This window comes from Paraoerskovia marina DSM 21750, assembly GCF_000701465.1.
Classification (GTDB): domain Bacteria; phylum Actinomycetota; class Actinomycetes; order Actinomycetales; family Cellulomonadaceae; genus Paraoerskovia; species Paraoerskovia marina.
In genome coordinates this window covers 768,117-794,388 of sequence record NZ_JNIY01000003.1, presented here as the reverse complement: position 1 = coordinate 794,388, position 26,272 = coordinate 768,117, and the positions used below count along the sequence as shown (strand labels likewise).

The following is a 26,272-nucleotide window of genomic DNA, read 5'->3' as shown; positions in this document are numbered from 1 at the left end:
GCGCCGATCCGTCAGTAGTGTCATGAAACATGACCACGGCCCGGACGATCGACCCCGCAGCGCACCTCGACGCGCGCTCGATGTCGGCGTGCCCGGACAACAGCTGTCGCTGTTGTTGATTCGCGCCTGACTCCGCGAGGCCCGCCCGGGCCCGCATCCCACCGAGCAGGCACGCGACGCCGGCCGCTCGGCCCCAAACTCTGAGCCTTCCTGCGTCCAGCGCGTGCCCCCGAATCTCCTCGAGGAGCCCGATGACGCCGCCCGCAGCACCCAGCACGACCGACGACGCACCCGCGCGCCCGGCACGCCCTGCCCGCGCGCCCAGGCCGAACGGTCAGTGGAAGATCGACGGCACGACGCCGCTCAACCACAACGAAGAGTTCAAGGCCGAAGACCCCGGGTTCGGCGTCCGCCAGAGGATCGTCGACGTCTACTCCAAGGAGGGGTTCGGCTCGATCCCGGACGACGACCTGCACGGCCGGTTCCGCTGGTGGGGCATCTACACCCAGCGCAAGCCCGGTATCGACGGCGGCCGCACCGCCAGCCTGGAGCCGCACGAGCTCGAGGACGAGTTCTTCATGATGCGTGTGCGCATCGACGGCGGGGCCCTGACCACCGACCAGCTCCGGGTGCTCGCCGGCATCTCGGAGGAGTTCGGCCGGGACACCGCCGACATCAGCGACCGGCAGAACATCCAGTTCCACTGGATCGAGGTCGAGAACATCCCCGAGATCTGGGCACGCCTGGAGGCCGTCGGCCTGCAGACCACCGAGGCGTGCGGCGACGTGCCCCGCGTCGTGCTCGGCAGCCCTGTGGCCGGGATCGCCGAGGACGAGCTGATCGACCCCGCACCCGCGATCGCCGAGATCACCCAGAAGTACATCGGCATCCCGGAGCTCGCGAACCTTCCGCGCAAGTTCAAGACCGCGATCACAGGGCACCCGAGCCAGGACGTCGTCCACGAGATCAACGACGTCGCGTTCGTGGCGCACGTCCACCCGGAGCTCGGCATCGGCTACGACCTCTGGGTCGGTGGCGGACTCTCCGCGAACCCGCGCCTGGGTGAGCGCCTGGGTGTCTTCGTGACCGAGGACCGCGTGGGCGACGTCTGGTACGGCGTCGCCCAGATCTTCCGCGACTACGGGTACCGGCGGCTGCGGAACAAGGCACGCCTGAAGTTCCTGCTCAAGGACTGGGGCCCGGCGAAGTTCCGTCAGGTCCTGCAGGACGAGTACCTCGGCTACGAGCTGCCCGACGGTCCGCCCGCACCGCAGCCCGACCAGCCGGGCGACCACATCGGTGTGCACCGCCAGAAGGACGGTCGCTTCTACATCGGCGCCGCGCCGTACGTCGGTCGCGCCTCGGGCCCCACGCTCCGCAAGGTCGCCGACCTCGCCGACTCCGTCGGGTCGTCGCGCGTCCGCCTGACCCCGCACCAGAAGCTGCTCGTCCTCGACGTGCCGGAGGAGCAGGTCGAGCACGTCGTCGGCGAGCTCAAGGGCCTCGGCCTGGACGCCGACCCGAGCCCGTGGCGTCGCTCGACGATCGCGTGCACCGGCATCGAGTTCTGCAAGCTCGCCATCGTGGACACCAAGGACACGGCCACCGCCGCGATCGACGACCTGGAGAAGCGGCTGGGCGACCTCTCCGAGATGAAGCCGCTCTCGCTCAACATCAACGGCTGCCCCAACTCGTGCGCCCGCATCCAGACGGCTGACATCGGACTCAAGGGCCAGCTGGTGATGGGCGACGACGGCGAGCAGGTCCCCGGGTTCCAGGTTCACCTCGGTGGCGGGCTCGCGTCCCAGGACCGGGAGGAGGCCGGGCTGGGGCGCACGGTCCGCGGCCTCAAGGTCACCGCGGACGACCTCAGCGAGTACGTCGAGCGCGTCGTCCGTCGGTACGAGGCCGACCACGAGGGCACCGAGACGTTCGCCGAGTGGAGCCATCGCGCCGACGAGGAGGCCCTCAGATGACGGGCGACCCTCTGTCCGCCCTGCGCTCGGCCGCGGCCGAGCGTGCCGCGCTGCGTGCGCAGGAGCGGGCGGAGCACCACGCCCTGCGAGCCGCCCGCGCCCGCCCGCGGCGCAGCACCGACGAGCTCCGTGAGATCGCCCGACGGGGCCAGGCCGAGCTCGGCGGCTCCGGGATCGGGTCCGACGACGAGGCCTCGGCCGAGGAGGTCGTCGCCTGGGCGGTCCGCGAGTTCGGGGACTCGATCGCCGTCGCGTCCTCGATGTCCGACGCCGTCCTGGCGCACCTGGTCTCGCAACAGTCCCGGTGGGTCGACGTGCTCTTCCTCGACACCGGCTACCACTTCGCCGAGACGATCGGCACCCGCGACGCGGTCGAGCAGACGGTCGACGTGACCATCGTGGACGTCCGGCCGGAGCTGACGGTCGCCGGGCAGGACTCCGCCTACGGCAAGAACCTCTTCGCCCGTGACGCGGAGGCCTGCTGCCGGATGCGCAAGGTCGAGCCGCTGCGCCGCGCGCTCGGCGGGTACGAGGTCTGGGCAGCCGGGGTCCGCCGCGACGACTCGCCGACGCGCGCCGAGACGCCGGTGGTGACCTTCGACGAGAAGAACGGCCTCGTGAAGATCAACCCGATCGCCGCGTGGACGTACGACGACGCCGTGGAGTACGCGGCGCAGCACCAGGTGATCTCGAACCCGCTCCTGGACGACGGCTACCCGTCGATCGGCTGCGCCCCCTGCACCCGCCGGGTCGCGCCCGGGGACGACCCCCGCGCAGGCCGCTGGGCGGGCCAGGACAAGACCGAGTGCGGGCTGCACGTATGAGCGCGGACATCTACCCCCTCGGGCTGCGGATCACCGGACGTCCGGTGGTCGTGGTCGGCGGCGGCCCGGTCGCCGCCCGGCGCGCCGCGGCACTCGTCGAGGCCGGTGCACACGTCACGGTCGTCGCACCGTGGGTCTGTGAGGACGTCGCGGACGCGGTCGACGCAGGCGACGTCCGCTGGGTCCGCCGCGACTACCTCAGTGGCGACCTCGACGGCGCCTGGCTCGTCCACGTCGCCACGGGTGACCCGTCGGTCGACGCCGAGGTGGCGCGCGACGCCGAGCAGGATCGCGTCTTCTGCGTCACCGCGGGCGACGCCGATCTGGCCACGGCGCACGTCCCGGCGGTCGCGAGGACGGCGCTCGACGGTGGTGGGCAGGCCACGATCTCGGTGCACGCGCACCGGGACCCGCGGCGTGCCGTCCGGATCCGGGACGCCGTCGCCGGGGCGCTCCAGTCCGGAGCACTCCCCCTGCGTCGGGTGCGCGCCCGCGACGAGACACGCGCCGGGCGGGTTGCACTCGTGGGCGGAGGCCCCGGAGCGACCGGCCTGATCACCGCACGCGGTCGGACGTTGCTCGCGCAGGCCGACGTCGTCGTGGTCGACCGCCTCGCCCCGCGGGCGCTCCTCGAGGAGCTCGCGGACGACGTCGTCGTGGTCGACGTCGGCAAGACGCCCGGCAACCACCCGGTGCCCCAGGCGGAGATCAACGCGCTGATCGTGCAGCACGCGCTGGCGGGCCACGACGTCGTCCGCCTCAAGGGCGGCGACCCCTACGTGTTCGGGCGGGGTGGCGAGGAGCGGGAGGCGTGCGAGGAGCACGGGCTCGACGTCGAGGTGGTGCCGGGCGTGACCTCCGCCGTCTCGGTCCCGGCCGCCGCCGGAATCCCCGTCACGCACCGCGGCCTGGCCCGCGGCTTCACCGTGCTCACCGGCCACGAGGACATCGCCGTGGTGCCCGCCCGGAGCGACCACACCGTGGTGCTCCTCATGGGCGTCTCCCGCCTGCGCGAGTCGGCCGGCCGTCTCGTCGACGCGGGCCGGGACGCGTCCACCCCGGTGGCGATCGTCGAGGACGGCTACGGTGCGCGCCAGCGGGTCACGGTCGGGACCCTCGCCACGATCGCCGACCGGGCCGCCGCGGTGGGGGTACGGTCGCCGGCGGTCACCGTCGTCGGTGACGTCGTCCGTCTCGCGCCGGCATGGACCATGGCAGGCGACGGCGCAACGGTGTCCGAGCCCGTCGGGTAGAGAAGCGCAGACAGACACGACGACGCCCCGCTCGCTGGAGCGGGGCGTCGTCGTGCTGTGTGCGAGGGTCAGGCGTTGAGCGCCGCCTTGTCGCCCGTGGCAGCGGCCGGCGCGGCGCCGAGCTGCTTCTCGATCTTGCCGAGGGCCAGGCCACCCAGCGTGAAGAGGAGGCCGAGGCCCATCACCAGTGCGGCGACGCCGTAGGCGACGACCGAGGTGAAGAGCGAGGCCCGCAGGAACGAGGCGGTCATCATGGTGGTCCGGACCGGGTCGTCCTGGTCGAGCTCGGCGTAGGTCTTGCCGTCCGACCCGGCCAGTGCGTGCTCGTTGATGATCTCGGCCTGAGCGTAGGCGGAGAACGGACCGTTGACGTCGTCCCCGGGAAGGAAGCTCGCGTCCTCCGAGACGGTGATGTTCTCGTCCGCGAGCTGGGTCGTGACCGCGCCCCAGGTGACGGCGCCGGCGACGATCATGACGATGCCTGCGACGAGCGAGATGATGCCGGTCCAGCGGACGAGCGGCTGGCGGGTGGTGGTGGCGCTCATGGTGTGACTCCCCTTCGAACTTGTGAATGTCTTCACAAGTAAAAGTACTCGGAATTCATGACCAAGGCGATACCTCGACATGGTTTCGATACGGTGCATCTCACCCAGTGGTCGTGATGCCCGTCACGTACCGGGATCGCGACCCATCGACGCAGGTCAGAGGAGTTTTCTCTGCGCGGCCCAGCGCGTCAGCTCGTGGCGCGACGAGAGCTGCAGCTTCCGCAGCACCGCCGAGACGTGGGTCTCGACCGTCTTGACCGAGATGAAGAGCTCTCCCGCAACCTCACGGTAGGCATATCCGCGGGCGATCAGCCGCATCACCTCCTGCTCCCGCGCCGAGAGCCGGTCGAGCTCGTCGTCGCGCTCGGCCACGTCCGCCGGCGCCGTGCCGAAGGCGTCGAGGACGAAGCCCGCAAGCCGTGGGGAGAACGCCGCGTCGCCCTGCGCCACCCGCACGACGGCGTCGCTCAGGTCGGCCCCCGTGATCGCCTTGGTCACATACCCGCGGGCACCCGCACGGATCACCGCCACGACGTCATCAGCCGCATCAGAGACCGACAGGGCGAGAAATCGCGTCCCCGGCGTCAGGTCCGCGCACTCCCGTGCCACCTCCGCACCACCGCCGCCCCTTCCGCCGGGCAAGTGAACGTCAAGAAGCACCACGTCGGGACGATGCTCCCTGATCGCCGCGATCGCGGACCCGACGTCCTCGGCCTCCCCCACGACGTCGATCCGCCCGTCCAGGCTCGCCCTCACCCCGGCGCGGAACATCAGGTGGTCGTCGACCACCACCACCCGGACCTGCTCGGTCGTCATGCATCCTCCTTCAGCGCCGCTGCGCGCGGCATGCTCAGTCGAACCTCGGTCCCCCACTGCGGTCGGCTCACGACCTCGGCGGTGCCACCGCGGCGGCGGACGCGCCCGAGGATGGACTCCCGCACCCCGAACCGGTCGGGCTCGATCTCGCGGACGTCGAACCCGTCGCCGCGGTCGCGGACGAACGCCTGGACCGACTCCTCCCCCACCTCGAGGTACACCGAGACCGGCGGGACTCCGTGCGCGCAGGCGTTGACCAGTGCCTCACGGACGGCCTGCAGGAGCGCCGCCGACTGCTCGTCCGGCACCGCGTCGCCGACCACGACCGTCTCGATGGTCGCCGGCTGTGCCCCGTCCGCGGTCCGCTCGACCTGCGTGTCCTCGACCTGTGCGACGACACGACGCAGCTCCGCGGCCACGGACGTGCCTTCGGCGGGCCGGTCGGCGTACAGCCACTCGCGCAGCTCGCGCTCCTGCGAGCGCGCGGCCCGGGCGACGTACACGGCGTCGTCGGCGTGCAGGCGCACCAGGGCGAGGGTCTGCAGCACGGAGTCGTGCAGGTGGGCGGCGATGTCGGCCCGCTCCGCCTCGCGGGCGCGGGCGGTCCGCTCGTCCCCGAGCTCGCGCACGAGCCGCCACCACCAGGGGGCAAGCACCACGGCGACCCCCGCGAGCACCGCGACGGCAGCCATCGCGGCCCGGACCATCGTGCCGGCGCCGGCCTCCTGGCCGGCGAAGAGCAGGGCACCGACGAGCACCAGGACGAGCCCGGCGGAGACCAGGAGGACGGCGGAGGGACTGCGCCCGTCGGCCCGCCGCGCCCCCGGGCGACGCTGCGTGTCGAGCTGGCTCCACGCGAGCCCGACGCCGACGACAGCGATCACGGCGGGCAGCACCCACCCGCCGGAGAGCGCGACGCCGGTCCGTACCGCGACGAGCACCGCGGCCCCCAGGAGCAGACCGAGCGCGATCAGGACGTTGCGTCGTGCCGCGGACTGCTGCACGCCACGCAGCCGTGGCGCGAGCCGGGAGAGTGCCGCCGGACGTGCCTCGGCGGCGGCGTCACGGGGGTCTCCCGGCGGGATCGTGAGCCACCAGAAGCCGTAGAGCAGGACCCCGGCGCCGCCGGCGGCCCCGAGGAGTACGGCCATCGCCCGCACTCCGGCGACCGGGAAGCCCAGGTGCAGGGCGAGCCCCGTGCACACCCCGGCGACCCACCGACCCTCACGGGGGCGGCGCAACGGCAGTCGCTCGGTCGTCATGGGTCGATCGTGGCACGTCGCCCGGCCCCATGACGCCGGACGGCCGGGAATCAGGGTCGACGCCGTCAGATCTCAGGGTCGGTTCAGGGTGACCCCCGATGGTCAACGGTGCGTGCGCGGTCCGACGATGGATCCATGGAGAACGAGACCGCCCCACCACCCCCGCCCACCCCGACGCCGCCGAGCGCGTCGTCGCCCTTCTTCGACTCGATCCGTCGCCTCGACGTCAGCCGCACGGACGACCGGTGGGTGGGTGGTGTCGCCGCCGGGATCGCCCACCGGTTCGGGATCGACCCGCTGATCGTGCGCGGGCTCCTGGTCGTCAGCGTCCTTCTCTCGGGCGCCGGGCTCGCCCTGTACGGCCTCGCCTGGGCCTTCCTGCCCGAGAAGAGCGACGGACGCATCCACGTCGAGCAGGCGTTCCGGGGCGACTTCGACGTCGCCCTCGTGGGTGCCGGCGCCGTCACGATCGCCGGGTTCGCCCGCGGCGACGGAGCCTGGTGGCTGTTCGGCGCAGACCTCGGGTGGCTCAACGGCCTCCTCTGGCTCGCTGCCGTCGCGCTCGTGGTCTACCTCGCCGTCCGTGCCGGGTCCGAGGCCCGCGGCGCGGGGACGACCACCTGGCAGGGGACCTCCGAGTTCACGGACGGCGCGACGCCGTACGGCCCGCAGACCTCCGCGCAGGCCGCTGCCGCGGCAGACGCCGAGAGCGCCGCCTCCACGGCAGAGGCGCGCGCCCGGGCCCGCGCCGAGGCGGAGCAGGCTCGTGCCGCCGCGCAGGCCCAGCGCGCCCAGCTCGCCGCCGAGCGCACCGCCGCTCGTCGTGCGGCGCGGGAGGCCGCCGAGGCCGGGTACCCGCCACCGGCGGGGCCGACGGTCGTCGGTGCCACCATGGGGGTGATCCTGCTCCTCGGGGCCGCGCTGATCGCCGCGGACCGGGCGGGGGCCGTCGACGTCCCGCTGATGCTGACGTGGGTGGCGACCGGGGCGGCACTCACCGGGCTCGCGACGATCGCCGTCGGGATCGCGGGCCGCCGCAGCGGAGGGCTCATGGGCCTCGCCCTCGTCCTCCTCCTGGCCGTCCCCGTGGCGGCCGTCGCCGACGCCGTCCGCCTGCCGTCCGAGGCGGGCGTCCGCAGCACCATCGCCGAGGGGACGTACACGTTCGACTCGGTCGACGACGCCGAGGCGGGCGCCGCGTTCACGGCCGGCGCCGTCACCATCGACCTCCGTGACCTCGAGACGCGCGGCGAGTCGGTCACGATCCCGCTCGCCCTCGCCCTCGGGGACATCGACGTCCTGCTCCCGGCCGACACCCCGGCCGCGGCCGAGGTCGAGCTCTGGGCCGGACAGGTGAACTGGATCGACGACGACGGACTGGTCACCTCACGCTCCACGGTCGGGCCCGAGCCCGTCCGGTTCGACACCGGCGACCCCGGTACCCCAGAGATCACGCTCGACATCACGGGCCTTGCCGGCACCGTCGACATCGTGGAGGCATCATGACCGAGACCGCACCGACCACTCCCGAGGCACCCCGCCGTCGGCAGGGCATGTCGACCGCGACCGTGGTGTGGGGCGTCGTCGTGACGCTCGTCGCCGTCGGAGCGATCTCTCTCGCGCTCGGAGCGTCGTTCGACCTGGGGCTCGCCCTCATCGTGGCGCTCACCGCGGGTGGCGTAGCGCTCCTCGTCGGCGCCGTCGCCGGCGCGGCCGGGCGCCGTCGCTCCCGCACCAAAACGGACTGAGCCGTCCCGACCCCGGACAGCACGATGCCGGTTCCACCGCGGTGGCACCGGCATCGTGCTGTTGACGGGTAGGGCGCGGGTCAGTGGCGCGGCCCCGCGTCACGGGTCGGGGTGTCGTCTCCCGGGACGTCCTCGGGGCCGGGCGAGGTCACGGGCCGCGGCTCGGCCGCAGGCGCCGCGGGAGCCGTGGATGCAGCAGGAGCAGCCGGAGCAGCAGTCGCAGCGGGGGTGCCCGGCGAGGTCGTCGCGGGACCAGCCGCATGGGCTGCTGCGGGCGCCGTCGCGGCGGGAGCAGGCTCACGCGCCGACGAGGTGTCGACGCTGACCTCGGACCCACCCGCGAGCCGTCGGAGCGCGACGCCGAGCAGGATGAACATGATGCCCAGGCCGATCACCAGTGCGGCGACACCGAACGCGACGACCGACGTGAAGAGCGAGGCGCGCAGGAACGACGCCGTCATCACGGTGGTGCGTGTCGGGTCGTCCTGCTCCAGCTCGGCGTACGTCTTGCCGCCGGAGGACTCGAGCGCGTGGTGGTTGATGATGTCGGCCTGCGCGTAGGCCGAGAACGGGCCGTCGACGTCGTCACCCGGGAGGAAGTCCGCGTCGTCCGACACCGTGATGTTCTCGGCGGCGAGCTGGTCGTGGACGGCGTACCAGGTGACTCCGCCGGCGAGGATCATGATGATCCCCGCGATGATCGTCAGCATGCCGATGGCGCGTACGCCGCCGGTCGGTTTCACGGTGACAGTGCTGGACATGACAACTCCCCTAGTCGATGATGTGCTACACCTCACATGCCACGCTAGACCAGATCGGTGGGTTCGACCGGTTGATCCGCCTGGGACGGCCCCGGCGTGTCCGGTGTCGCGTCAGCCCCTCGCGCGTGTGTACGCAGCCGTCGCGGCGGCCAGAGTCGCGTCCCAGCCGTGCGCAGGCGGGTTCGCCACGTTGTGCTCCACGATCCGATCGCGCAGCGGCCGGTCCCGGACCAGGCGCACCATCGCCTCTGCGAACCCGGCGTCGTCGTCGACCAGGAGCCCGTCCTCCTCGTGCCGGACAAAGCCCTCGATCCCGGTGCCACGTCGGGCCAGCACGCCGAGTCCGGCGGCACGCGCCTCGAGCGCCGCGATGCCGAAGGCCTCGAGATCCGCGGGGGCGCAGAAGAAGTCCGCGTGCCGGTAGAGAACAGGGATCTCCTCACGCGGCAGCCTGCCCGCGAACAGCACGGAGTCGCCGAGGCCCAGCTTCTCGACGCGCGCCCGGAGCGCGGCCTCCTGCGGACCGTCGCCGACCAGGGTCAGGTGCAGGGCGCCGTCGGGGACGACGCGCGTCGCGTCGGCCATCGCGTCGATCAGCGCCCGCCCACGCTTGCGCGGGGCGAGCCGTTGCGTGGCGACCAGCCGCACCGTCGACGACGGCTCGCGCCCCGCCGCCCCTCGAGACCACGCCCCGACGTCGATCGCGTTGGGCACGACCCCGACCTCGTCGGGATCGACCCCCAGCATCCGCGCCACGCGCTTCCCCGCCGCCGGGCTCACCGCCGTGGGCACGAACCGCGCGTCGCGCCAGCCCGAGAGCCTCGCTCCCAGCGCGAGCGCCGTCGTCGCGCCGTCGAGCATGCAGTGCCACGTCACGACCATCGGCAGCCCGCGCTCGCGGGCAATGCGCGCGCCGTCGTACGCGAACGGGGAGATCATCCCGGCATGGACGTGCACGACGTCCGGGCGCAGCTCGTCGAGCGCCGCGCGGATGAGCCGAGGACCGGTCACGGGGTTGATCGGGGCGTCGCCCGGGATCTGGGCGCCCAACCGGTGCACGACGACGTCACCCGCGCTCTCGACGACCCCACCGCGTTCTCCCCCGGCCCCGGGGGTCGCCGTCAGGACGTGGACGTCGTCGCCCGCGGCTGCCTGGGCGGCGGCAAGGTCACCGACCTGCGACTCGATGCCGCCCGTGCGCGGGGCGAGACAGTCGGAGACGTGGACGATGCGCATGGGTCGAGACTATCGGGGCAGACGTCGGACGCCCGCCCGACGCCTCACTCCCACTCGATGGTGCCCGGCGGCTTGCTCGTCACGTCGAGGACCACGCGGTTGACCTCGCTCACCTCGTTGGTGATGCGAGTCGAGATCACGGAGAGGACGTCGTACGGCAGGCGGGTCCAGTCCGCGGTCATCGCATCCTCCGAGGAGACCGGACGCAGCACGATCGGGTGGCCGTAGGTGCGGCCGTCACCCTGGACGCCCACCGAGCGCACGTCGGCGAGCAGCACCACCGGGCACTGCCAGATGTCGCGGTCGAGCCCCGCCCTGGTGAGCTCCTCGCGGGCGATCTTGTCGGCCGCGCGCAGCACCTCCAGGCGCTCGGCGGTGACCTCGCCGATGATCCGGATGCCGAGGCCCGGCCCGGGGAACGGCTGGCGCCAGACGATCTCCTCGGGCACCTCGAGCTCGAGGCCGACGGCGCGGACCTCGTCCTTGAACAGCGTGCGCAGGGGCTCGATCAGGGAGAACTGCAGGTCGTCCGGCAGACCGCCCACGTTGTGGTGGCTCTTGATGTTGGCCGCACCCTCGCCGCCGCCGGACTCGACGACGTCGGGGTAGAGCGTCCCCTGGACGAGGAACTCGACCTCTTCACCGTGCGCACCGGCGTCCGCGACGACGTCGCGTGCGGCATCCTCGAAGACGCGGATGAACTCGCGGCCGATGATCTTGCGCTTGGTCTCCGGGTCGGTCTGGCCGGCGAGCGCGTCGAGGAAGCGCTGCTTGGCGTCGACCACCATGAGCTTGACGCCCGTGGCGGCGACGAAGTCGCGCTCGACCTGCTCGGCCTCGTCGGCGCGCAGCAAACCGTGGTCCACGAAGACGCAGGTGAGCTGGTCGCCCACCGCCTTCTGCACCAGCGCCGCGGCGACGGAGGAGTCGACACCGCCGGAGAGGCCGCAGATCACGCGCTTGGTGCCGACCTGCGCGCGGATCGCCTCGACCTGGTCGGCCACGACGTTGCCGGGCGTCCAGTCGGGAGCCAGCCCTGCGCCGTCGTACAGGAAGTGCTCCAGCACGGTCTGGCCGTGCGCGGAGTGCTTGACCTCGGGGTGCCACTGCACACCGTAGAGACGACGCTCCGTGTCCTCGAACGCCGCGACCGGGGAGCCGGCCGACGTCGCGAGCACCTGGAAACCCTCGGGGGCCGCGTGTACGGAGTCGCCGTGGCTCATCCACGTCGTTTGGTTGGCGGGCGTGTCAGCAAGCAGCGCACCTGCCTCGCACACCTCGACCTCGGTGCCGCCGTACTCACGCTGACCGGTCTGGGCGACGTCACCGCCGAGCGCCGCAGCCATCGCCTGGAACCCGTAGCAGATGCCGAGGACGGGGACGCCTGCCTCGAAGAGCTTCGGGTCCACGAACGGCGCACCGTCGGCGTACACGGACGACGGACCACCCGAGAGGATGATCGCGGCCGGGTCCTTGGCCAGCATCTTCTCGACCGAGAAGGTGTGGGGCACGATCTCCGAGTACACGCTCGCCTCGCGCACGCGACGCGCGATGAGCTGGGCGTACTGCGCGCCGAAGTCGACGACGAGAACGGGCCTCGGGGTGGTCACGGGGACGTCAGGCGTGGCTGTCACGCACCCAGGATAGTTGCAGCACCAGCGTGCCGCGGACACGTCCGGATTCAGGCCGGCAGACGCTCCCGCAGAGCGCGGGCCGCCGCCTCGGGGTCGGCGGCCTCGGTGACGGCGCGTACGACGACGATCCGCTCGGCCCCGGCGTCGAGCACCTCGTCGAGGCGCTCGCCGTCGATCCCGCCGATGGCGAACCAGGGGGTCGACGGCCGGGAAGCCGCGACCTCCCGGAGCAGATCCAGTCCGACGGCGGGGCGACCCGGCTTGGTCGGCGTCGCCCACAGCGGGCCGACGCAGAAGTAGTCGACGTCGGGGTCGGCCTCCGCGGCTGCCGCCTCGGCGGCCGCGTGCGTCGACCGCCCGAGCAGGACGTCCCCGCCGAGCAGGGCGCGCGACCCGGAGACAGGAAGGTCGTCCTGGCCCGAATGGAACACCGGCGCACCGACGAGGCTCGCGACGTCGGCACGGTCGTTCACGCACCACAGCGCACCGTGCTCCGTCGCGACCGCTGCGACGATCTCCTGCAGCTCCAGCTCGCGCCGCACGTCGAGCGTCTTGTCCCGGAGCTGGACGACGTCCACGCCTCCCCGCAGAGCCGCGTGGAGGAACTCCTCGAGGTCGCCGCGCTCCTCGCGTGCGTCGGTGCACAGGTAGAGGCGTGCAGCGGCGAGTCGGGCGCGAGCGTCTTCGGAGGTCATGGCCGCGAGCCTATCGACCAACATTCCCGTGGTCGCGGTGCGAGTCGAGTCACGCCTGCACCGCGCCACCTGGTCCGTCGCTCATCGCGCTACGCTGACCCCTGCACGGGAGCCTCGACCAGAGGCTGAGAGGGCGATCTGCCGACCGTCGAACCTGATCCGGGTCATGCCGGCGATAGGGAGCAACGATGAGCAAGCACAGCGACGTCCTCGTGATCGGGGCCGGGATCATCGGCCTGACCGCTGCCTGGCGGGCGGCACTCCGCGGCCTGAGCGTCACGGTCCTCGACCCCACCCCTCGCGACGGTGCCAGCATGGCGGCGGCAGGGATGCTCGCAGCGGTCTGCGAGGCCGACTTCGGAGAGCCCGAGCTGGCGGCGATGAACGTCGACTCGGCCGCCCGGTGGCCGGGATTCGCGGCCCAGCTCGAGTCGGCCTCGGGGGTGGACGTCGGCCTCCGCCGCACCGGGACCCTGACGCTCGCGTTCGACCCGGACGACCTCGCCGAGACGCGGCGGCTGATCGACCTCCAGCACCGCTGGGGGCTGGTGTCGGAGGAGATCTCGACGGCGCAGGCGCGCCGCATCTCCCCGCTCGTCGGCCGCGTCGCCGGCGGAGCGTGGATGCCGGACGACCACCAGGTCGACCCGCGGGCCACCACCCGCGCGCTCGACGCGGCCGCCCGAGCGGCGGGCGCAGTTGTCGTCGAGCGCCGAGCCGTCCGGCTGACGTCTGCGTCGGGCCGGGTGGTCGGTGCGGTCGACGCGGCGGGCGTCGAGCAAACCGCCGACCTCGTCGTCGTCGCGGCAGGGGTCTCGTCCACGGGCCTGCTGGCGACCGCAGGGATCCACGCGCCGCTGCGCCCCGTCAAGGGCATCACGCTCCGACTGGCCGCGGAGCCCTGGTTCGACGTCGAGCCGGTGGTGCGCGCACGCGTCCAGGGACGGGCGGTGTATGCCGTGACACGGGTCGCCGACGAGTCAGGGTTCCGCGAGGTCGTGATCGGGGCGTCGAGCGACGAGAAGCCCGACGATCGGCGGGTCGAGGCGGGATCGGTCTTCGCCCTGCTCCGCGACGCCCGCGCCGTCCTGCCGGGCATCGACGAGCTCGACCTGCGCGAGGCGAGCCCGCGTGTCCGCCCCAGCGCCCCGGACAACCTTCCCTACCTCGACGCGAGCGTCGACGGCCTGCTCGTCGCCACCGGTCACGGACGCAACGGCATCCTGCTCACCCCGCTGACCGGCGCCGTCGTCGACGCCACGCTCGACGAGACCGACCTGCCCGACGTCGTCGCGCCTGCCATGACGAACCGCCACACCCGCACCCTGACCGAGGAGGTCTCGTGAGCACCGACGTACCGACCGCCGTCGTGAACGGGGAGCCGTACCCGCTGGCGGAACCGACCGACGTCGCGACGCTGGTGCGTGGCATGCTGCCGAACTTCGTCGCCAACGGCGAGCCTCGAGGCGTGGCGGTCGCGATCGACGACGCCGTGCTCCCCCGCTCCGCATGGAGCACCACGCATCTCGCCCCCGGAGACCGGGTCGAGGTCGTCACCGCAGTCCAGGGAGGCTGACATGGATTCACTGACCATCGCCGGGCAGGAGCTCGGCTCACGTCTCGTCATGGGGACGGGCGGCGCCTCCAACCTCCTCGCGCTGGAGGAGGCGCTCGTCGCGTCCGGGACGGAGCTGACGACCGTCGCGATGCGCCGGGTCGCCGCCCCCACGGCCGGCGAGGACGCCGGGATCTGGGGTCTGCTCGAACGCCTCGGCATCCGCGCCCTGCCCAACACCGCAGGCTGCTTCTCGGTCAAGGAGGCCGTGCTCACCGCCCGGCTCGCCCGTGAGGCGTGCGGCACCGACTGGATCAAGCTCGAGGTGATCGCCGACGACATCACGCTGCTCCCCGACCCTCTGGGTCTCGTCGAGGCGGCCGAGACACTGGTCCGTGACGGGTTCACCGTCCTGCCGTACACGAACGACGACCCGATCGTGGCCCGCCACCTGCAGGACGTCGGATGCGCCGCCGTCATGCCGCTCGGCGCACCCATCGGGTCGGGTCTGGGCATCGTCAACCCCCGCAACATCGAGGCGATATGCGCCGAGGCCCGCGTCCCGGTGATCCTCGACGCCGGGATCGGGACCGCGTCCGACGCCGCCCAGGCCATGGAGCTCGGGTGCGACGGCGTCCTCCTCGCCACCGCGGTAACCCGCGCGGAGCACCCCGCGCGGATGGCACGTGCCATGCGGCTCGGCGTCGAGGCCGGGTGGGAGGCCGCGCACGCAGGTCGCATCCCGCGCCGGGAGAGCGCGCTCGCGTCCTCGCCGGTCAGCGGGATGGTCGGCCGCAACAACCTCGACCTCGCGATGTAGCGCGGTGGTGCGGTGCCCCCGACACCGCACCGCCGCGCCACGCAGCCGTCGTCCACAGCCTCGGAACGAGGCGCTTTACGCACTGCTAGGTTCGCGTAGGTGAACCACGTCACTGCTGGCCCTTCGACATCAGGAAGCATCAGCACGCGCCGGGTGCTCTCGACACGTTGGCACCGAGTCCGCGAGCCACTACTTTGGGCAGGACTCGGACTACTCGCGGGCGCCTCTGCCACCGGTGTCGCCGTCGTCTCGATCAACTGGCGCCACGCGGCGCCCATCATCGGAGACCTTGCCCCCGCAGCCACCGCGCTAGCTGGTGTCGCCGCATTCATCATCGGGATGGGCACACTTCTGCATCGCGCGAAGTCCGAGGCTCGCTCGCAGTGGTGGGAACGGATGCAGTGGGCGACTGATCACCGCCTCGACACCACGAGCGGGGAGAAGCACGAGGTCGGCTCCGAGGTGCTGTACGCGCTCATCGACTCACCGCTCGCCGACGAGGACGAACTCAGGGTGATCGACGCCGTACTGGCCGTGGCGCTCGATCGGAGGAGCGAGGATACTGATACAGACGAGACCAGCAGCGCGGACGGAGGTCGAGAAGATGGCTGATCATGCTCGGAACAGCGACTCCACGAAGTCACCGCGAGCAGCGCGGACTTCGGGTCGATACGTCCCGACGAGAGCTCAGATCGTCGACGCACGCACGCGGCTGGTCATTGATCGGCGCCTGGGTCGCACGCCTGACCCGACGATCCAACAGTGGGCGGCAATGCCGAAGAGCTCCGGGCGCTGAACCTCCAGACCCACCGCGAGCCTCAGTACATCTGCTCGTGCGGGGCGACCTCACTGATCCAGGCGAGGATCCCGCCCGGGACGTTGCGGGCGTCGACGCCTGCCTCCCGCGCGGCCTGTGCCACGAGGTCCGAGCGCGCACCCACTTTGCAGAGCACGACGACGGGGCGGTCCGTCGGCAGGTCCGCGAGCGCCGCGTAGGCCCCCGCCGAGGTGCCGAGGAAATGGCCGCTGGGGACGAGGTGCGCGCCGGGGATCGCGACGATGTCGTGCTCCCACTGTTCGCGGACGTCGAGGAGATAGGCGCCGTCGTCGAGGAGGGCGGCGATCTCTGTCGCGGCGACGGTGGTCTCGACAGGCTCGACCGACGAAACCGTGGTCTCGACAGGCTCGACCGACGAGGCCCTGGTCTCGACAGGCTCGACCGACGAAACGGTGGTCTCGACAGGCTCGACCGACGAAACCCCGCAGAAGGCGGCATAGGCGTCGGGTCCCTCGAGCAGCGCGGCGACGGGTTCGCGGGTCGGGTCGGCCCGGACGGTCAGCTCTCGCCAGGTCGCCTTCAGCGCGTCGTGCACGGCGAGGCGCCCGAGCAGGGTCCGACCGGTCCCGGTGACGAGCTTGACGGTCTCGACCGCCATCGCGGTCCCGATCGACCCGCACATCGCGCCGAGCACTCCCCCGGTGGCGCAGTCGGGGACGGTCCCGGGCGGCGGTGGTTCCGGGAAGACGTCGCGGTACGTCACACCGTTCTCGGGGGCAGCCCCCCAGAAGACGCTGACCTGCCCGGAGTGCTGGAAGATCGACCCCCAGACGACGGGGAGGCCGAGCACCTCGGCCGCGTCCGAGACGAGGTAGCGGGTGGCGAAGTTGTCGGCGCCGTCCAGGACGACGTCGTACCTCCCCATCACGTCGACCGCGTTCAGCGGTGTCAGACGCTCGCGGTGGGCGACGAACCGGACGTGCGGGTTGATCTCCGCCACGGAGTCGCGCGCGGACTCGACCTTGGGGCGTCCGACGTCGCCGTCGCCGTGCAGGACCTGCCGCTGCAGGTTGGAGGCGTCCACGTCGTCGTCGTCGACGACACCGATCGTCCCGACCCCGGCAGCCGCGAGGTAGAGGATCGCAGGGCTACCCAGTCCCCCAGCCCCGACCAGAAGGACCCGTGCGGCGGCCAGTCGCCGCTGCCCGTCCACCCCGATGCCCGGCAGCGACAGGTGACGGGCGTAGCGGGCGAGCTCCGGCGGGCTGAGCGCCGGACCGGGTTCGACGAGGGGCGGCAGCGGGGCACCGGTCATGCGACGCGGGCCTCCAGCGCGTCGAGGCGTGCCTGGGTGTCGCGGTGCACGTTCTTCTCGAGGACGAACGACATGACGGGGACGACGCCCGCGAGGACCATCGTGACGAGCCGACCGAACGACCAGCGCATCTTGGCCCACAGGTCCAGCACCGTGACGAGGTAGAGGACGTAGATCCACCCGTGGGCAAACGGGATCCACTCGATGTACGGCAGCGCGGCGTCGGACATGCCGAGGACGCCGATCAACAGGTACTTGTAGATCATCTCGGCGCAGAGGACGAGAAGCATGACTCCGGTGATCAGTGCCATGAACCGGTAGCGGGCGAGCGCGCCGCGCGCCTTGGCGATGGCGGTCTGCACCTCGGCGTCGCTCGGCCCGGCGGTGGTCGTCGCGGCGTCGGCCGCCGGCGTGGTGGTCTGCGCAGCGGCTTCGCGGTCCGGGGTACTCATGGGTGTTCGTTTCCTCACGCCGGTGAAAATGGGTAGGTAGTCAAGCCTGCATGGTTCATGCTAGTTGCCGTGCGAGCCCTCCCCCTCCCCGACCCCGGCACACCGCCGCTGACCGGACCGATCCGGCTGCTGTGGTGGCAGGCCCTGCGCCAGAAGTGGATCCTCCTGACCGCGATCGCCCTCGGGATCGTGGTGTTCGTCTGCCAGGCGGTGCAGCCGTACCTGCTGGGTCGCGCGATCGACGAGGGCCTGGCCGACGGGTTCGGCTCGGCGCTGTGGGGGTGGGCGGCTCTTCTGCTCGCCGTCGGGGCGCTGCTGATAACCGCGTCCGCGATCGGGCACCGGTTCGACGTCCAGTGCTGGATGCGGGGCGCGTTCGGGATGTCGCAGCTCGTGGGCCGCACGGTCTCCGAGTCGGGCGACGCGATCACCGAGGAGCTCCCCACCGGCGAGGTGGTCTCCGCCGTCGCGAACGACTCGCTCCGCCTGGCCGAGATCTACGCGATCGCGGCGCAGTTCATCGGCAGCCTGTCGGCCTATCTCGTCGTGGCCGCGATCATGCTCAACCAGTCGGTCGAGCTCGGGCTGATCGTCGTGCTCGGGCTGCCCGCCGTCGCCCTGGTCCTCAGCTTTCTGATCAAGCCGCTCCAGCAGCGCCAGAGCGCCCAGCGCGAGGCGGCGGGCCGTCTGACGACGCTCGGCGCGGACACCGTCTCGGGTCTGCGGATCCTGCGCGGGATCGGCGGCGAGCAGGTCTTCACCGACCGCTACCGGGTCAAGTCCCAGGAGGTGCGCCAGGCCGGCGTCCGCGTGGCGGGCGTGCAGTCGCTGCTCGACTCGCTGCAGGTGCTGCTGCCCGGCATCTTCGTGGCGTTCGTCGTCTACATCGGTGCGATGAAGGCGATCGCCGGCGAGATCACCCCCGGCGAGCTCGTCGCCTTCTACGGGTACTCGGCGTTCCTCGGCTGGCCGCTGCAGATCGCGACGCAGACGCTGCAGGTGGCGACGCGGGCGCACGTCGCCGCCAAGAAGCTCATCACGGTGCTCCGGGTGGAGCCCGCCGCGGGCGCGACGCCCGGGACGGCACCGCTCCCCCCGGCAGGGGCGCCCCTCGTGGACGAGACCAGCGGGCTCCGGCTCGAGCCGGGCCGCGTGGTCGCGCTCGTGTGCGAGGACCCGGACGCCTCGGCCGCCGTCGCCACCCGTCTGGGCAGGTTCGACGACGCGGCAGAGCTCGCGACGCCCGTCCGCCTCGGCGGGACCCTCCTCGCCGACCTCGACCACGCAGAGCTGCGCGGTCGGGTCGTGGTCGCCGAGGCGACGCCGCAGCTGTTCTCCGGCACGCTCTCGGACGAGCTCGACGTACACGGCACCGCGACACGGGAGGACCTGCTCGCGGCCATCACCGTGGCCGACGCTCACGACGTCCTCTCGTCCGTGCCGGACGGTCTCGACGGTGTGCTCCCGGAGAAGGGTCGCTCGCTCTCGGGCGGGCAGCGACAGCGCGTCGCCCTGGCGCGCGCGATCCTGACCTCCCCCGAGATCCTGGTCCTCGTCGAGCCGACCTCGGCGGTCGACGCCCACACCGAGGCCCGGATCGCCGTCCGGCTCGCCGAGGCACGCGCCGGCAGGACGACCCTGATCGTGACGGCGAGCCCGCTGGTCCTCGGCGAGGTCGACGAGGTCGCCTTCCTGGACGACGGCGTCGTCGCCACCCGCGGCACCCACCGCGAGCTGCTCGACCGCCCCCTGGACGCCCCGGGCGGCGAGTCCGCCGCCCGCTACCGCGCCGTCGTCGGACGCAACCTCGACGCCGACGCGGCGCCCGAGACCAGCGACACCCACCCCGGAGTCACGGAAGGAGCCCGCTGATGAAGCTGCCCGTCGCCGACCTCCGCGAGGTGCGCCGGCACACGTCCGGCCTGATGCGGTCCTATCGCGGCCCGCTCACGACCGTCGCCGTCCTGCACACCCTCGCGGCGCTCGGAGGGCTCGCCGGCCCCCTGATCCTGGGCAACCTCGTCGACGCGGTCGTCGCCGGCACCACCGAGTCGTACGTGATCCGCGTGGTCTCGATCGGTGTCGCCGCGATCGTCGCCCAGGCGGTCCTGATCAAGATCGCCCAGCGCAAGGCGATGGTGCTCGGCGAGAGCGTCTTCGCGGCCCTGCGCGAGCGATTCGTCGAGACCGTCACGTCGCTGCCCCTGTCGACGGTGGAGCAGGCCGGCACCGGTGACCTCGTCGCACGGACCACCAACGACGTCGACCGGATCCAGCACGCCGTGCGCTTCGGCGTGCCGCGGCTGATCGTGGCCGTCGTGACGATCCTGCTCACCGTCGTCGCGTCGTTCATCATCGCCCCGCAGGTCGCGATCGCGATGTTCGTGGGGCTCCCGGTGATGATCGTCGTGACCCGGTGGTACCTGCGCCGCGCCTCGCCCGCCTACCAGCGCGAGGCGGCCGCCTACGCCGCCCTCAACGGCACGATCACCGAGACCGTCGAGGGCGCCCGGACCGTCGACGCGCTGCGGCTGGCGCGACGTCGTCGCGGACGGGTGGACGACGACCTCCGCGAGGCCTTCGACGCCGAGCGGGCCACACTGCGGCTTCGCACCGTGCTCTTCCCGGGCATCGACTTCACGTTCGTCGTCGCACCCGTCGCGATCCTCGTCTGGGGCGGCTACCTGATCTCGACCGGGAACGTCACGCTGGGCGCCGTCACCACGATCACGATGTACACGTTCCAGCTCGCGGGCCCCGTGTGGGAGCTGATCTTCTGGCTCGACGAGATCCAGGTGGCGGCCACGTCGCTCGCCCGGATCATCGGCGTCGAGCTGGTCGAGACCGACCGCACCCCCTCTGGCGAGGAGCCCGACGACGAGCACGTCGTGGCGCGCGACGTGCGGTACGCGTACCGCGAGGGCCAGGACGTGCTGCACGGCATCGACCTCGACCTGGCGGTCGGCGAGCGACTCGCCGTCGTGGGCCCCTCCGGCGCCGGCAAGTCGACCCTCGGGCGGATGCTCGCGGGCGTCCACCCGCCCACGGGCGGTTCGGTCACGGTCGGCGGGGTCAACCTCGTGGACCTGCCGCTGGAGGACTTGCGGGGGCACGTCGCTCTCGTGACCCAGGAGCACCACGTCTTCGTCGGCACCCTGGCCGAGAACCTCCGGCTCGCGGACGTGGACGCCGACGACGAGGCCCTGCGCAGCGCGCTCGGGTCGGTCGACGCCCTCACCTGGGCCGAGGCGCTGCCCGACGGTCTCGCGACGACGGTCGGGTCCGGCGGGCACGTCCTCACGCCGGCGCAGGCGCAGCAGGTCGCGCTCGCGCGCCTGGTGCTCCTCGACCCGCACACGCTCGTGCTGGACGAGGCGACGTCGCTCCTGGACCCGCGCGCCGCCCGGCACCTGGAGTCGTCGCTCGACGCCGTGCTGACCGGGCGGACCGTCGTCGCGATCGCCCACCGCCTGCACACCGCGCACGACGCCGACCGCGTCGCCGTGGTCGACGGCGGGCGCATCGCGGAGATCGGCCCGCACGACGAGCTGGTGGCGGCGGGCGGCGACTACGCCCGCCTGTGGGAGTCCTGGCAGCAGGAGTGACGCGCGCCGTCAGTCCGTCGCCCGCCCCGGCACGGCTCGGGCCGTGGCGGGGCTGTCGGCGAACGTCGCCGCATAGCCGCTGACCGGGTCGGCCTCGCTCGCGGGGAAGTCGGTCGACAGAATGTTCGCGCCCGAGGCCAACGCCGCCGCGAGGTCGTCGCCGCCCACGTCGAGGTCGGCGTCGGTCCGTGTGCGGACGACGATCCCGGCCGCCGCCGCGTCGGCGATCGCGGCGTCGTGGGGGTCGTCGTGCACGGCGAAGACTGCGTCCGACCCACCCGTCCGCGACGACGTGAACATCGCCCGGCCGCGGAGGTTCTCGTGTCCGGCGAGGTACTGCTCGCGCACTTCCTCGTCGTCCCACGCGAACACGAGGATCCGCCCGCGCAGCTCTCCGACGGTCGGCCAGCCGGTCGTCTCGACCGCGTCCCGCGGTGACGGCGCGGAGCCCCGCAGGTCGTCGGGCGTGAAGAGCGCCTCACCGAGCGACTCCTCGAGGAGCGCGTCCCACCGGTCGTAGGAGTCGGCGTCGAACGCCTGCAGGCTCGGGTCGAGGAACGCGTAGTCCTTCTTGAACTCGACCATCAGACTGACCGGCAGGTGGTCCGGGTGCGAGGACGACCAGAGCCCGAGCTCCTCGAGCGCGAGCTCGAGGTCCGGCGAGGTCCCGCGGTTCGCGACCAGTGGGACGTGCGCCATCGAGAACCGGTCACCGTGGTCGCGCACGTCCCACTCGATGCTGCGCACGCCGTCCTCCAGCTGGTCCCAGAGCGGGTCGTGCCCGTAGCGCAGCGTGCTCTTCGACGCGGGCTCGACGAGTCCGATCAGCTGGAGCTGGAGCCACGTCGGCTCCTCCACGTAGGAGTTGTGCGTCCCGATCACCTGGAGGTCGTCGTACGCCAGGTGATCGCTCACGGTGGCGTCCCCCGCCGGGTCGGTCCAGGCGGCGACCTCACCGTCCGCGAGCCCCGCCACCTCGGCCCTCGCGTCGTCGAGGCGCTGCGTCTGGGCGGAGGCGCTCGTCCATCCCTGGGCGAGCAGATAGAGGACGAGGGCACCGGTCAGCATGACCGCCGCGCCGAGGACACCGGCCACAGCGATCAGTACCCGGCGCGACGCACGCGTACGGGTGTCGCGCGGCTTCGCGAGCGAGCTCGGAGCCGTCTCGACGGACGGAGGCTGAGTCATGGGCGCATGTCTAGCGCATCACCGAGGTGCGATCCAAGTCACACCACCGCGCCGGTCCGGCGCGCGTCCGACGGTCAGTCGATCGGGAGTTGCGCGAGCCCGCGCCGACCGGACGCCTCGTCCCGCACGAGCCGCACCCACAGGAGCACGGCGAACCCGCCGAAGACGAACCACTGCAGCGCGTAGAAGGCGTTGCGGAGGTCGAACCCCTCGCCGCCGGAGATCGTCGGACGCGGCAACGGCTCGGGACCGCCGTCGTCCGGGCTGACCTGCTCGGGCTCGGAGGACCGCTCGACGAGGTACCCGCTGTAGATCGGTGACCCCCAGACGTTGGCGAGCTCGGCGGTCGAGACGGCGCCGACCTGCCCCTCGGGGAGGGTCGTGTCATCGGCCGAGGCCTCGCCCGCCTGCAGGTAGCCGGTGAGCCGGACGACGCCGTCGGGCGTCTCGAGCGCAGGATCGTCGATCTCGGTCCCGGCGGGGACCCAGCCCCGCACGACCGCGAGCACGGGCGGACCGGAGAGGTCGGCCCAGGACTCGCCGTCGGTCCCGTCGTCGGTGACCCGGAGCGGGCTGAGGACGAGCATCCCGTCCTCGCCGTCGAGGACGCGGTCCGGGACGAGGAACTGCTCGTCCTCGTACGTCCCCTCGACCCAGGCCGTCCGACCGACGAGGCTGCCGGCGATCGTCGTCTGCGGCGGCAGCAGCACGCCAAGTCCTTCCGGACCCTCTTCCGCCGCCTCGAGGGCGGCCTGCTTCTCGGCGAGCTCGCCCTTGGCCTGGGCCCGGTCGATCTGCCAGATCCCCAGGCGCGCGCACGCGCCGGCTGCGACGAGAAAGACAAGGAGGAGCGCGATCATCCGGGGGCGACGCGCCACCTGCCAGAAGGACACGCGCGGTTCGGTCGAGGACACGCCACTACGGTAACCGCGCGTCGGCCGCACCTCCGCATCGCCCGGAGTGACGTCGGACATCACACTTGCGAAGATGTTCACAAGCGCGCGTGACTCGCCGACCTGAGGTTGGATGGAGGTACCAGCAGTCCCCTGCGAAATGGAGTGCGTGATGAGCCTGACCACCCCCCGCCCCGCCACGGACGCATGGGCCGCCGGGCACGGCGACGTGTCCGCGGAGACGCTCGAGCGGATCGACCGGTGGTGGCGGGCCGCCAACTACCTGTCCGTCGGCCAGATCTACCTCCTCGCGAACCCCCTCCTGACCACGCCGCTCGACGTCGACGACGTCAAGCCACGTCTTCTCGGTCACTGGGGCACCACGCCCGGCCTGAACTTCCTCTACGCGCACCTGAACCGCGCGATCGCCGAGCGGCAGCAGTCCACGATCTTCATCACGGGCCCCGGCCACGGTGGTCCCGGCCTGGTCGCCTCCGCCTACCTCGACGGCACCTACTCCGAGATCTACCCCGCGATCACCGAGGACACGGAGGGCCTGCGTCGGCTCTTCCGCCAGTTCTCGTTCCCGGGCGGGATCCCGTCGCACGTCGCACCCGAGACGCCCGGGTCGATCCACGAGGGCGGCGAGCTCGGCTACGCGCTCTCGCACGCCTACGGTGCCGCGTTCGACAACCCGGACCTGCTGGTCGCCGCGGTCGTGGGCGACGGCGAGGCCGAGACCGGGCCGCTCGCGACCTCCTGGCACTCGAACAAGTTCGTCCACCCGGCCCAGGACGGGGTCGTGCTGCCGATCCTGCACCTGAACGGGTACAAGATCGCCAACCCGACCGTGCTGGCACGCATCGACGACGACGAGCTCGTCGCCCTGATGCGGGGCTACGGCCACGAGCCGCACGTGTTCGTCGCCGGATTCGACGACGAGTCGCACACCGAGGTCCACCGACGCTTCGCCACGATGGTCGACACGGTCCTCGACGAGATCGCCGAGATCAAGGCCCGGGCCGCCTCCGGGGACGTGGACCGCCCGCGCTGGCCGATGATCGTCTTCCGGACCCCGAAGGGCTGGACCGGGCCCGACTACATCGACGGCAAGAAGACGACGGGATCCTGGCGCGCGCACCAGGTCCCGCTGGCCAACGCACGGGACACCCCCGAGCACCTCGAGGTGCTGGACCAGTGGCTGCGCTCGTACCGCCCGGACGAGCTCTTCGACGACGAGGGTCGCGTCGCCGCGGACATCCGCGAGCTCGCACCGACCGGTGAGCTCCGGATGAGCGCGAACCCGCACGCCAACGGCGGCCAGCTCCTCAAGGACCTGCGGCTGCCCGACTTCCGCGAGTACGGCGTCGACGTCCCGGTCCCCGGCAGCGGCATGACCGAAGCACCGAAGGTGCTTGGCCAGTGGCTCACCGACGTGATCCGCCAGAACCCGGACAACTTCCGCATCTTCGGACCGGACGAGACCGCGTCGAACCGCCTGCAGGCCGTCTACGACGCCACGGACAAGCAGTGGAACGCCGAGTTCGAGGGCCCCGAGGTCGACGACCACCTCGCCCGCGCCGGCCGCGTCATGGAGATGCTCTCGGAGCACCAGTGCCAGGGGTGGCTCGAGGGCTACCTCCTCACGGGCCGCCACGGCCTGTTCAACTGCTACGAGGCGTTCATCCACATCGTCGACTCCATGTTCAACCAGCACGCCAAGTGGCTGAAGGTGACGGACGAGATCCCGTGGCGTCGACCGATCGCCAGCCTGAACTACCTGCTCTCCAGCCACGTGTGGCGCCAGGACCACAACGGCTTCAGCCACCAGGACCCGGGCTTCATCGACCACGTCGTGAACAAGAAGGCCGAGATCGTCCGCGTCTACCTGCCGCCGGACACCAACACGCTGCTGTCGACGTACGACCACTGCCTGCGGTCCAAGCAGTACGTGAACGTCGTCGTCGCGGGCAAGCAGCCTGCGCCCGACTTCCTGACCATGGACCAGGCCGTCGCCCACTGCACCCGCGGGCTCGGCATCTGGGACTGGGCCGGCACCGAGACCGAGGGCGAGGAGCCCGACGTCGTCCTCGGGTGCGCCGGGGACGTCCCCACGCTGGAGGTTCTCGCGGCGGCAGACATCCTGCGCCGCGAGATCCCGGAGCTCAAGGTCCGCGTGGTCAACGTCGTCGACCTGATGCGGATGCAGGACGCCAAGGAGCACCCGCACGGACTCAGCGACTCCGACTTCGACACCATCTTCACGCCCGACAAGCCGGTCATCTTCGCCTACCACGGCTACCCGTGGCTGATCCACCGCCTGACCTACCGCCGCACCGGGCACTCGAACATCCACGTGCGCGGGTACAAGGAGGAGGGCACCACCACAACTCCGTTCGACATGGTGATGCTCAACGACCTCGACCGCTACCACCTGGTGATCGACGTGATCGACCGCGTCCCGGGCCTCCGGACCAGCCGGGCGAGCCTGCGTCAGCGGATGGTGGACTCACGGCTCGGCGCGCGGCAGTACACCCGGCTGCACGGGGAGGACATCCCCGAGGTCCGCGACTGGGTCTGGCCCGAGGCCGCGGCCGCCGGGCTCGGCCAGGACGTCGACGCGAATGCCGCCACGGGGGGCGACAACGAATAAACGGTAGCCGGGGTGCGGCGAGCGCATCAGCGCTCCGCCGCACCCCGGCTCGCCCCGCACCAAGAGATCGCCACGCCCAGGCATCGTGTCGGTCAGCGCGGCCTTCACCACCAGAGACCGGCTCCAGCAACTCCGGGGAGCGCACCGCACGACCGTCGAACCGCCCCCAGCCGCGCGTTTCCCGACCGTCCTCGGCGAACTGAGACCGAGACCACGGCTCTCGCGGGCCGGAACCCCGTGCACTCACCGGTGCAATGCGATGG

General features: G+C 72.0%; 23 protein-coding genes and 1 riboswitch. Of the genes, 12 read left to right on the top strand and 11 right to left on the bottom strand.

Translation table 11 applies throughout. The features are described from left to right. Nucleotides 1–251: 251 nt before the first annotated feature. Genes Q343_RS0103800 through cobA form a run of 3 tightly spaced genes read left to right on the top strand, consistent with a single transcriptional unit; the run spans nucleotide 252 to nucleotide 4,053 of the window. Nucleotides 252–1,976 (top strand): nitrite/sulfite reductase, encoded by a 1,725-nt coding sequence (locus tag Q343_RS0103800; protein WP_029252260.1) that lies wholly within the window; start codon nucleotides 252–254, stop codon nucleotides 1,974–1,976. Next, the gene (locus Q343_RS0103795; RefSeq protein WP_081829588.1) at nucleotides 1,973–2,800 is read left to right on the top strand and encodes a phosphoadenylyl-sulfate reductase; all 828 of its coding nucleotides are present in this window, start codon (nucleotides 1,973–1,975) and stop codon (nucleotides 2,798–2,800) included. The genes Q343_RS0103800 and Q343_RS0103795 overlap by 4 nt, the downstream gene beginning before the upstream one ends. Next, nucleotides 2,797–4,053, top strand: a complete 1,257-nt coding sequence (cobA, locus tag Q343_RS0103790) for a uroporphyrinogen-III C-methyltransferase (protein WP_029252258.1) — start codon at nucleotides 2,797–2,799, stop codon at nucleotides 4,051–4,053. Before Q343_RS0103795 ends, cobA begins: the two co-directional genes overlap by 4 nt. Nucleotides 4,054–4,121: 68 nt before the next feature. Here the strand turns inward: cobA and Q343_RS0103785 are convergent, their stop codons facing one another. The 3 genes from Q343_RS0103785 to Q343_RS0103775 form a co-directional block, all read right to left on the bottom strand. After that, a complete protein-coding gene (locus Q343_RS0103785; protein ID WP_029252257.1) occupies nucleotides 4,122–4,598 on the bottom strand; it encodes a hypothetical protein in 477 nt (158 codons plus the stop codon). Nucleotides 4,599–4,754: 156 nt separating this feature from the next. Then, entirely contained in the window at nucleotides 4,755–5,414 is a 660-nt protein-coding gene (locus tag Q343_RS0103780; protein WP_029252256.1) for a response regulator, read from the bottom strand. After that, the gene (locus Q343_RS0103775; RefSeq protein WP_043109214.1) at nucleotides 5,411–6,676 is read right to left on the bottom strand and encodes an ATP-binding protein; all 1,266 of its coding nucleotides are present in this window, start codon (nucleotides 6,674–6,676) and stop codon (nucleotides 5,411–5,413) included. Before Q343_RS0103775 ends, Q343_RS0103780 begins: the two co-directional genes overlap by 4 nt. Nucleotides 6,677–6,811: 135 nt before the next feature. On the opposite strand from Q343_RS0103775, the gene Q343_RS0103770 reads away from it, so the two are divergent. Both Q343_RS0103770 and Q343_RS0103765 read left to right on the top strand, forming a co-directional pair. Beyond that, nucleotides 6,812–8,182 (top strand): PspC domain-containing protein, encoded by a 1,371-nt coding sequence (locus tag Q343_RS0103770; protein WP_029252254.1) that lies wholly within the window; start codon nucleotides 6,812–6,814, stop codon nucleotides 8,180–8,182. After that, nucleotides 8,179–8,424, top strand: coding sequence for a hypothetical protein (locus Q343_RS0103765; protein WP_029252253.1), 246 nt, complete (start codon nucleotides 8,179–8,181; stop codon nucleotides 8,422–8,424). The genes Q343_RS0103770 and Q343_RS0103765 overlap by 4 nt, the downstream gene beginning before the upstream one ends. An 80-nt stretch (nucleotides 8,425–8,504) precedes the next feature. On the opposite strand, the gene Q343_RS15710 is transcribed toward Q343_RS0103765, so the two are convergent. From Q343_RS15710 to thiE, 4 genes are all read right to left on the bottom strand, one after another. Continuing rightward, entirely contained in the window at nucleotides 8,505–9,185 is a 681-nt protein-coding gene (locus Q343_RS15710) for an aromatic ring-opening dioxygenase LigA (RefSeq protein ID WP_345940086.1), read from the bottom strand. Nucleotides 9,186–9,296: 111 nt separating this feature from the next. Continuing rightward, complete coding sequence (locus Q343_RS0103755; protein WP_029252251.1) at nucleotides 9,297–10,421, bottom strand: glycosyltransferase family 4 protein; 1,125 nt, start codon at nucleotides 10,419–10,421, stop codon at nucleotides 9,297–9,299. Between the two features lie 44 nt (nucleotides 10,422–10,465). Continuing rightward, nucleotides 10,466–12,055 (bottom strand): glutamine-hydrolyzing GMP synthase, encoded by a 1,590-nt coding sequence (guaA, locus tag Q343_RS0103750; protein WP_029252250.1) that lies wholly within the window; start codon nucleotides 12,053–12,055, stop codon nucleotides 10,466–10,468. A gap of 47 nt (nucleotides 12,056–12,102) precedes the next feature. Beyond that, on the bottom strand, nucleotides 12,103–12,750 hold the full coding sequence (thiE, locus tag Q343_RS0103745; RefSeq protein ID WP_029252249.1) for a thiamine phosphate synthase: 648 nt from the start codon (nucleotides 12,748–12,750) through the stop codon (nucleotides 12,103–12,105). Between the two features lie 95 nt (nucleotides 12,751–12,845). Beyond that, nucleotides 12,846–12,949: riboswitch (TPP riboswitch) on the top strand. Here thiE and thiO point away from each other — a divergent pair. From thiO to Q343_RS15090, 4 genes are all read left to right on the top strand, one after another. Then, nucleotides 12,939–14,096, top strand: coding sequence for a glycine oxidase ThiO (thiO, locus tag Q343_RS0103740; RefSeq protein ID WP_052366827.1), 1,158 nt, complete (start codon nucleotides 12,939–12,941; stop codon nucleotides 14,094–14,096). Its footprint overlaps the riboswitch before it by 11 nt. Beyond that, on the top strand, nucleotides 14,093–14,326 hold the full coding sequence (gene thiS, locus Q343_RS0103735) for a sulfur carrier protein ThiS (RefSeq protein ID WP_029252247.1): 234 nt from the start codon (nucleotides 14,093–14,095) through the stop codon (nucleotides 14,324–14,326). Before thiO ends, thiS begins: the two co-directional genes overlap by 4 nt. A gap of 1 nt (nucleotide 14,327) precedes the next feature. After that, nucleotides 14,328–15,125, top strand: coding sequence for a thiazole synthase (locus Q343_RS0103730; protein ID WP_029252246.1), 798 nt, complete (start codon nucleotides 14,328–14,330; stop codon nucleotides 15,123–15,125). A gap of 153 nt (nucleotides 15,126–15,278) precedes the next feature. Beyond that, the gene (locus Q343_RS15090) at nucleotides 15,279–15,737 is read left to right on the top strand and encodes a hypothetical protein (protein ID WP_155990617.1); all 459 of its coding nucleotides are present in this window, start codon (nucleotides 15,279–15,281) and stop codon (nucleotides 15,735–15,737) included. A gap of 206 nt (nucleotides 15,738–15,943) precedes the next feature. On the opposite strand, the gene Q343_RS0103720 is transcribed toward Q343_RS15090, so the two are convergent. Both Q343_RS0103720 and Q343_RS13805 read right to left on the bottom strand, forming a co-directional pair. Beyond that, complete coding sequence (locus Q343_RS0103720; RefSeq protein ID WP_029252244.1) at nucleotides 15,944–17,218, bottom strand: ThiF family adenylyltransferase; 1,275 nt, start codon at nucleotides 17,216–17,218, stop codon at nucleotides 15,944–15,946. Beyond that, complete coding sequence (locus Q343_RS13805; protein ID WP_029252243.1) at nucleotides 17,215–17,670, bottom strand: DUF3817 domain-containing protein; 456 nt, start codon at nucleotides 17,668–17,670, stop codon at nucleotides 17,215–17,217. The genes Q343_RS0103720 and Q343_RS13805 overlap by 4 nt, the downstream gene beginning before the upstream one ends. A 57-nt stretch (nucleotides 17,671–17,727) precedes the next feature. On the opposite strand from Q343_RS13805, the gene Q343_RS0103710 reads away from it, so the two are divergent. Beyond that, on the top strand, nucleotides 17,728–19,542 hold the full coding sequence (locus Q343_RS0103710) for an ABC transporter ATP-binding protein (RefSeq protein WP_081829587.1): 1,815 nt from the start codon (nucleotides 17,728–17,730) through the stop codon (nucleotides 19,540–19,542). Next, nucleotides 19,542–21,275, top strand: coding sequence for an ABC transporter ATP-binding protein (locus Q343_RS0103705; protein ID WP_029252241.1), 1,734 nt, complete (start codon nucleotides 19,542–19,544; stop codon nucleotides 21,273–21,275). The genes Q343_RS0103710 and Q343_RS0103705 overlap by 1 nt, the downstream gene beginning before the upstream one ends. Nucleotides 21,276–21,284: 9 nt before the next feature. On the opposite strand, the gene Q343_RS0103700 is transcribed toward Q343_RS0103705, so the two are convergent. Both Q343_RS0103700 and Q343_RS0103695 read right to left on the bottom strand, forming a co-directional pair. Beyond that, the gene (locus Q343_RS0103700; RefSeq protein ID WP_029252240.1) at nucleotides 21,285–22,463 is read right to left on the bottom strand and encodes a Ca2+-dependent phosphoinositide-specific phospholipase C; all 1,179 of its coding nucleotides are present in this window, start codon (nucleotides 22,461–22,463) and stop codon (nucleotides 21,285–21,287) included. A gap of 74 nt (nucleotides 22,464–22,537) precedes the next feature. After that, a complete protein-coding gene (locus Q343_RS0103695) occupies nucleotides 22,538–23,377 on the bottom strand; it encodes an SURF1 family protein (RefSeq protein ID WP_043109209.1) in 840 nt (279 codons plus the stop codon). A 151-nt stretch (nucleotides 23,378–23,528) separates the two neighbouring features. On the opposite strand from Q343_RS0103695, the gene Q343_RS0103690 reads away from it, so the two are divergent. Further along, entirely contained in the window at nucleotides 23,529–26,009 is a 2,481-nt protein-coding gene (locus Q343_RS0103690) for a phosphoketolase family protein (RefSeq protein ID WP_029252238.1), read from the top strand. Nucleotides 26,010–26,272: the final 263 nt, after the last annotated feature.

Excerpts from the sequence above, each read along its gene's own strand:
- Q343_RS0103720 (WP_029252244.1), bottom strand. The coding sequence starts at position 17,218 with ATGACCGGTGCCCCGCTGCCGCCCCTCGTCGAACCCGGTCCGGCGCTC.
- Q343_RS0103690 (WP_029252238.1), top strand. The coding sequence starts at position 23,529 with ATGAGCCTGACCACCCCCCGCCCCGCCACGGACGCATGGGCCGCCGGG.
- Q343_RS0103770 (WP_029252254.1), top strand. The coding sequence starts at position 6,812 with ATGGAGAACGAGACCGCCCCACCACCCCCGCCCACCCCGACGCCGCCG.
- Q343_RS0103780 (WP_029252256.1), bottom strand. The coding sequence starts at position 5,414 with ATGACGACCGAGCAGGTCCGGGTGGTGGTGGTCGACGACCACCTGATG.
- Q343_RS0103710 (WP_081829587.1), top strand. The coding sequence starts at position 17,728 with ATGCTAGTTGCCGTGCGAGCCCTCCCCCTCCCCGACCCCGGCACACCG.
- Q343_RS0103800 (WP_029252260.1), top strand. The coding sequence starts at position 252 with ATGACGCCGCCCGCAGCACCCAGCACGACCGACGACGCACCCGCGCGC.
- Q343_RS0103705 (WP_029252241.1), top strand. The coding sequence starts at position 19,542 with ATGAAGCTGCCCGTCGCCGACCTCCGCGAGGTGCGCCGGCACACGTCC.
- cobA (WP_029252258.1), top strand. The coding sequence starts at position 2,797 with ATGAGCGCGGACATCTACCCCCTCGGGCTGCGGATCACCGGACGTCCG.
- thiO (WP_052366827.1), top strand. The coding sequence starts at position 12,939 with ATGAGCAAGCACAGCGACGTCCTCGTGATCGGGGCCGGGATCATCGGC.
- Q343_RS13805 (WP_029252243.1), bottom strand. The coding sequence starts at position 17,670 with ATGAGTACCCCGGACCGCGAAGCCGCTGCGCAGACCACCACGCCGGCG.
- Q343_RS0103775 (WP_043109214.1), bottom strand. The coding sequence starts at position 6,676 with ATGACGACCGAGCGACTGCCGTTGCGCCGCCCCCGTGAGGGTCGGTGG.
- thiE (WP_029252249.1), bottom strand. The coding sequence starts at position 12,750 with ATGACCTCCGAAGACGCTCGCGCCCGACTCGCCGCTGCACGCCTCTAC.
- Q343_RS0103730 (WP_029252246.1), top strand. The coding sequence starts at position 14,328 with ATGGATTCACTGACCATCGCCGGGCAGGAGCTCGGCTCACGTCTCGTC.
- Q343_RS0103785 (WP_029252257.1), bottom strand. The coding sequence starts at position 4,598 with ATGAGCGCCACCACCACCCGCCAGCCGCTCGTCCGCTGGACCGGCATC.
- Q343_RS15710 (WP_345940086.1), bottom strand. The coding sequence starts at position 9,185 with ATGTCCAGCACTGTCACCGTGAAACCGACCGGCGGCGTACGCGCCATC.
- Q343_RS0103765 (WP_029252253.1), top strand. The coding sequence starts at position 8,179 with ATGACCGAGACCGCACCGACCACTCCCGAGGCACCCCGCCGTCGGCAG.
- Q343_RS0103795 (WP_081829588.1), top strand. The coding sequence starts at position 1,973 with ATGACGGGCGACCCTCTGTCCGCCCTGCGCTCGGCCGCGGCCGAGCGT.
- Q343_RS0103755 (WP_029252251.1), bottom strand. The coding sequence starts at position 10,421 with ATGCGCATCGTCCACGTCTCCGACTGTCTCGCCCCGCGCACGGGCGGC.
- Q343_RS0103700 (WP_029252240.1), bottom strand. The coding sequence starts at position 22,463 with ATGACTCAGCCTCCGTCCGTCGAGACGGCTCCGAGCTCGCTCGCGAAG.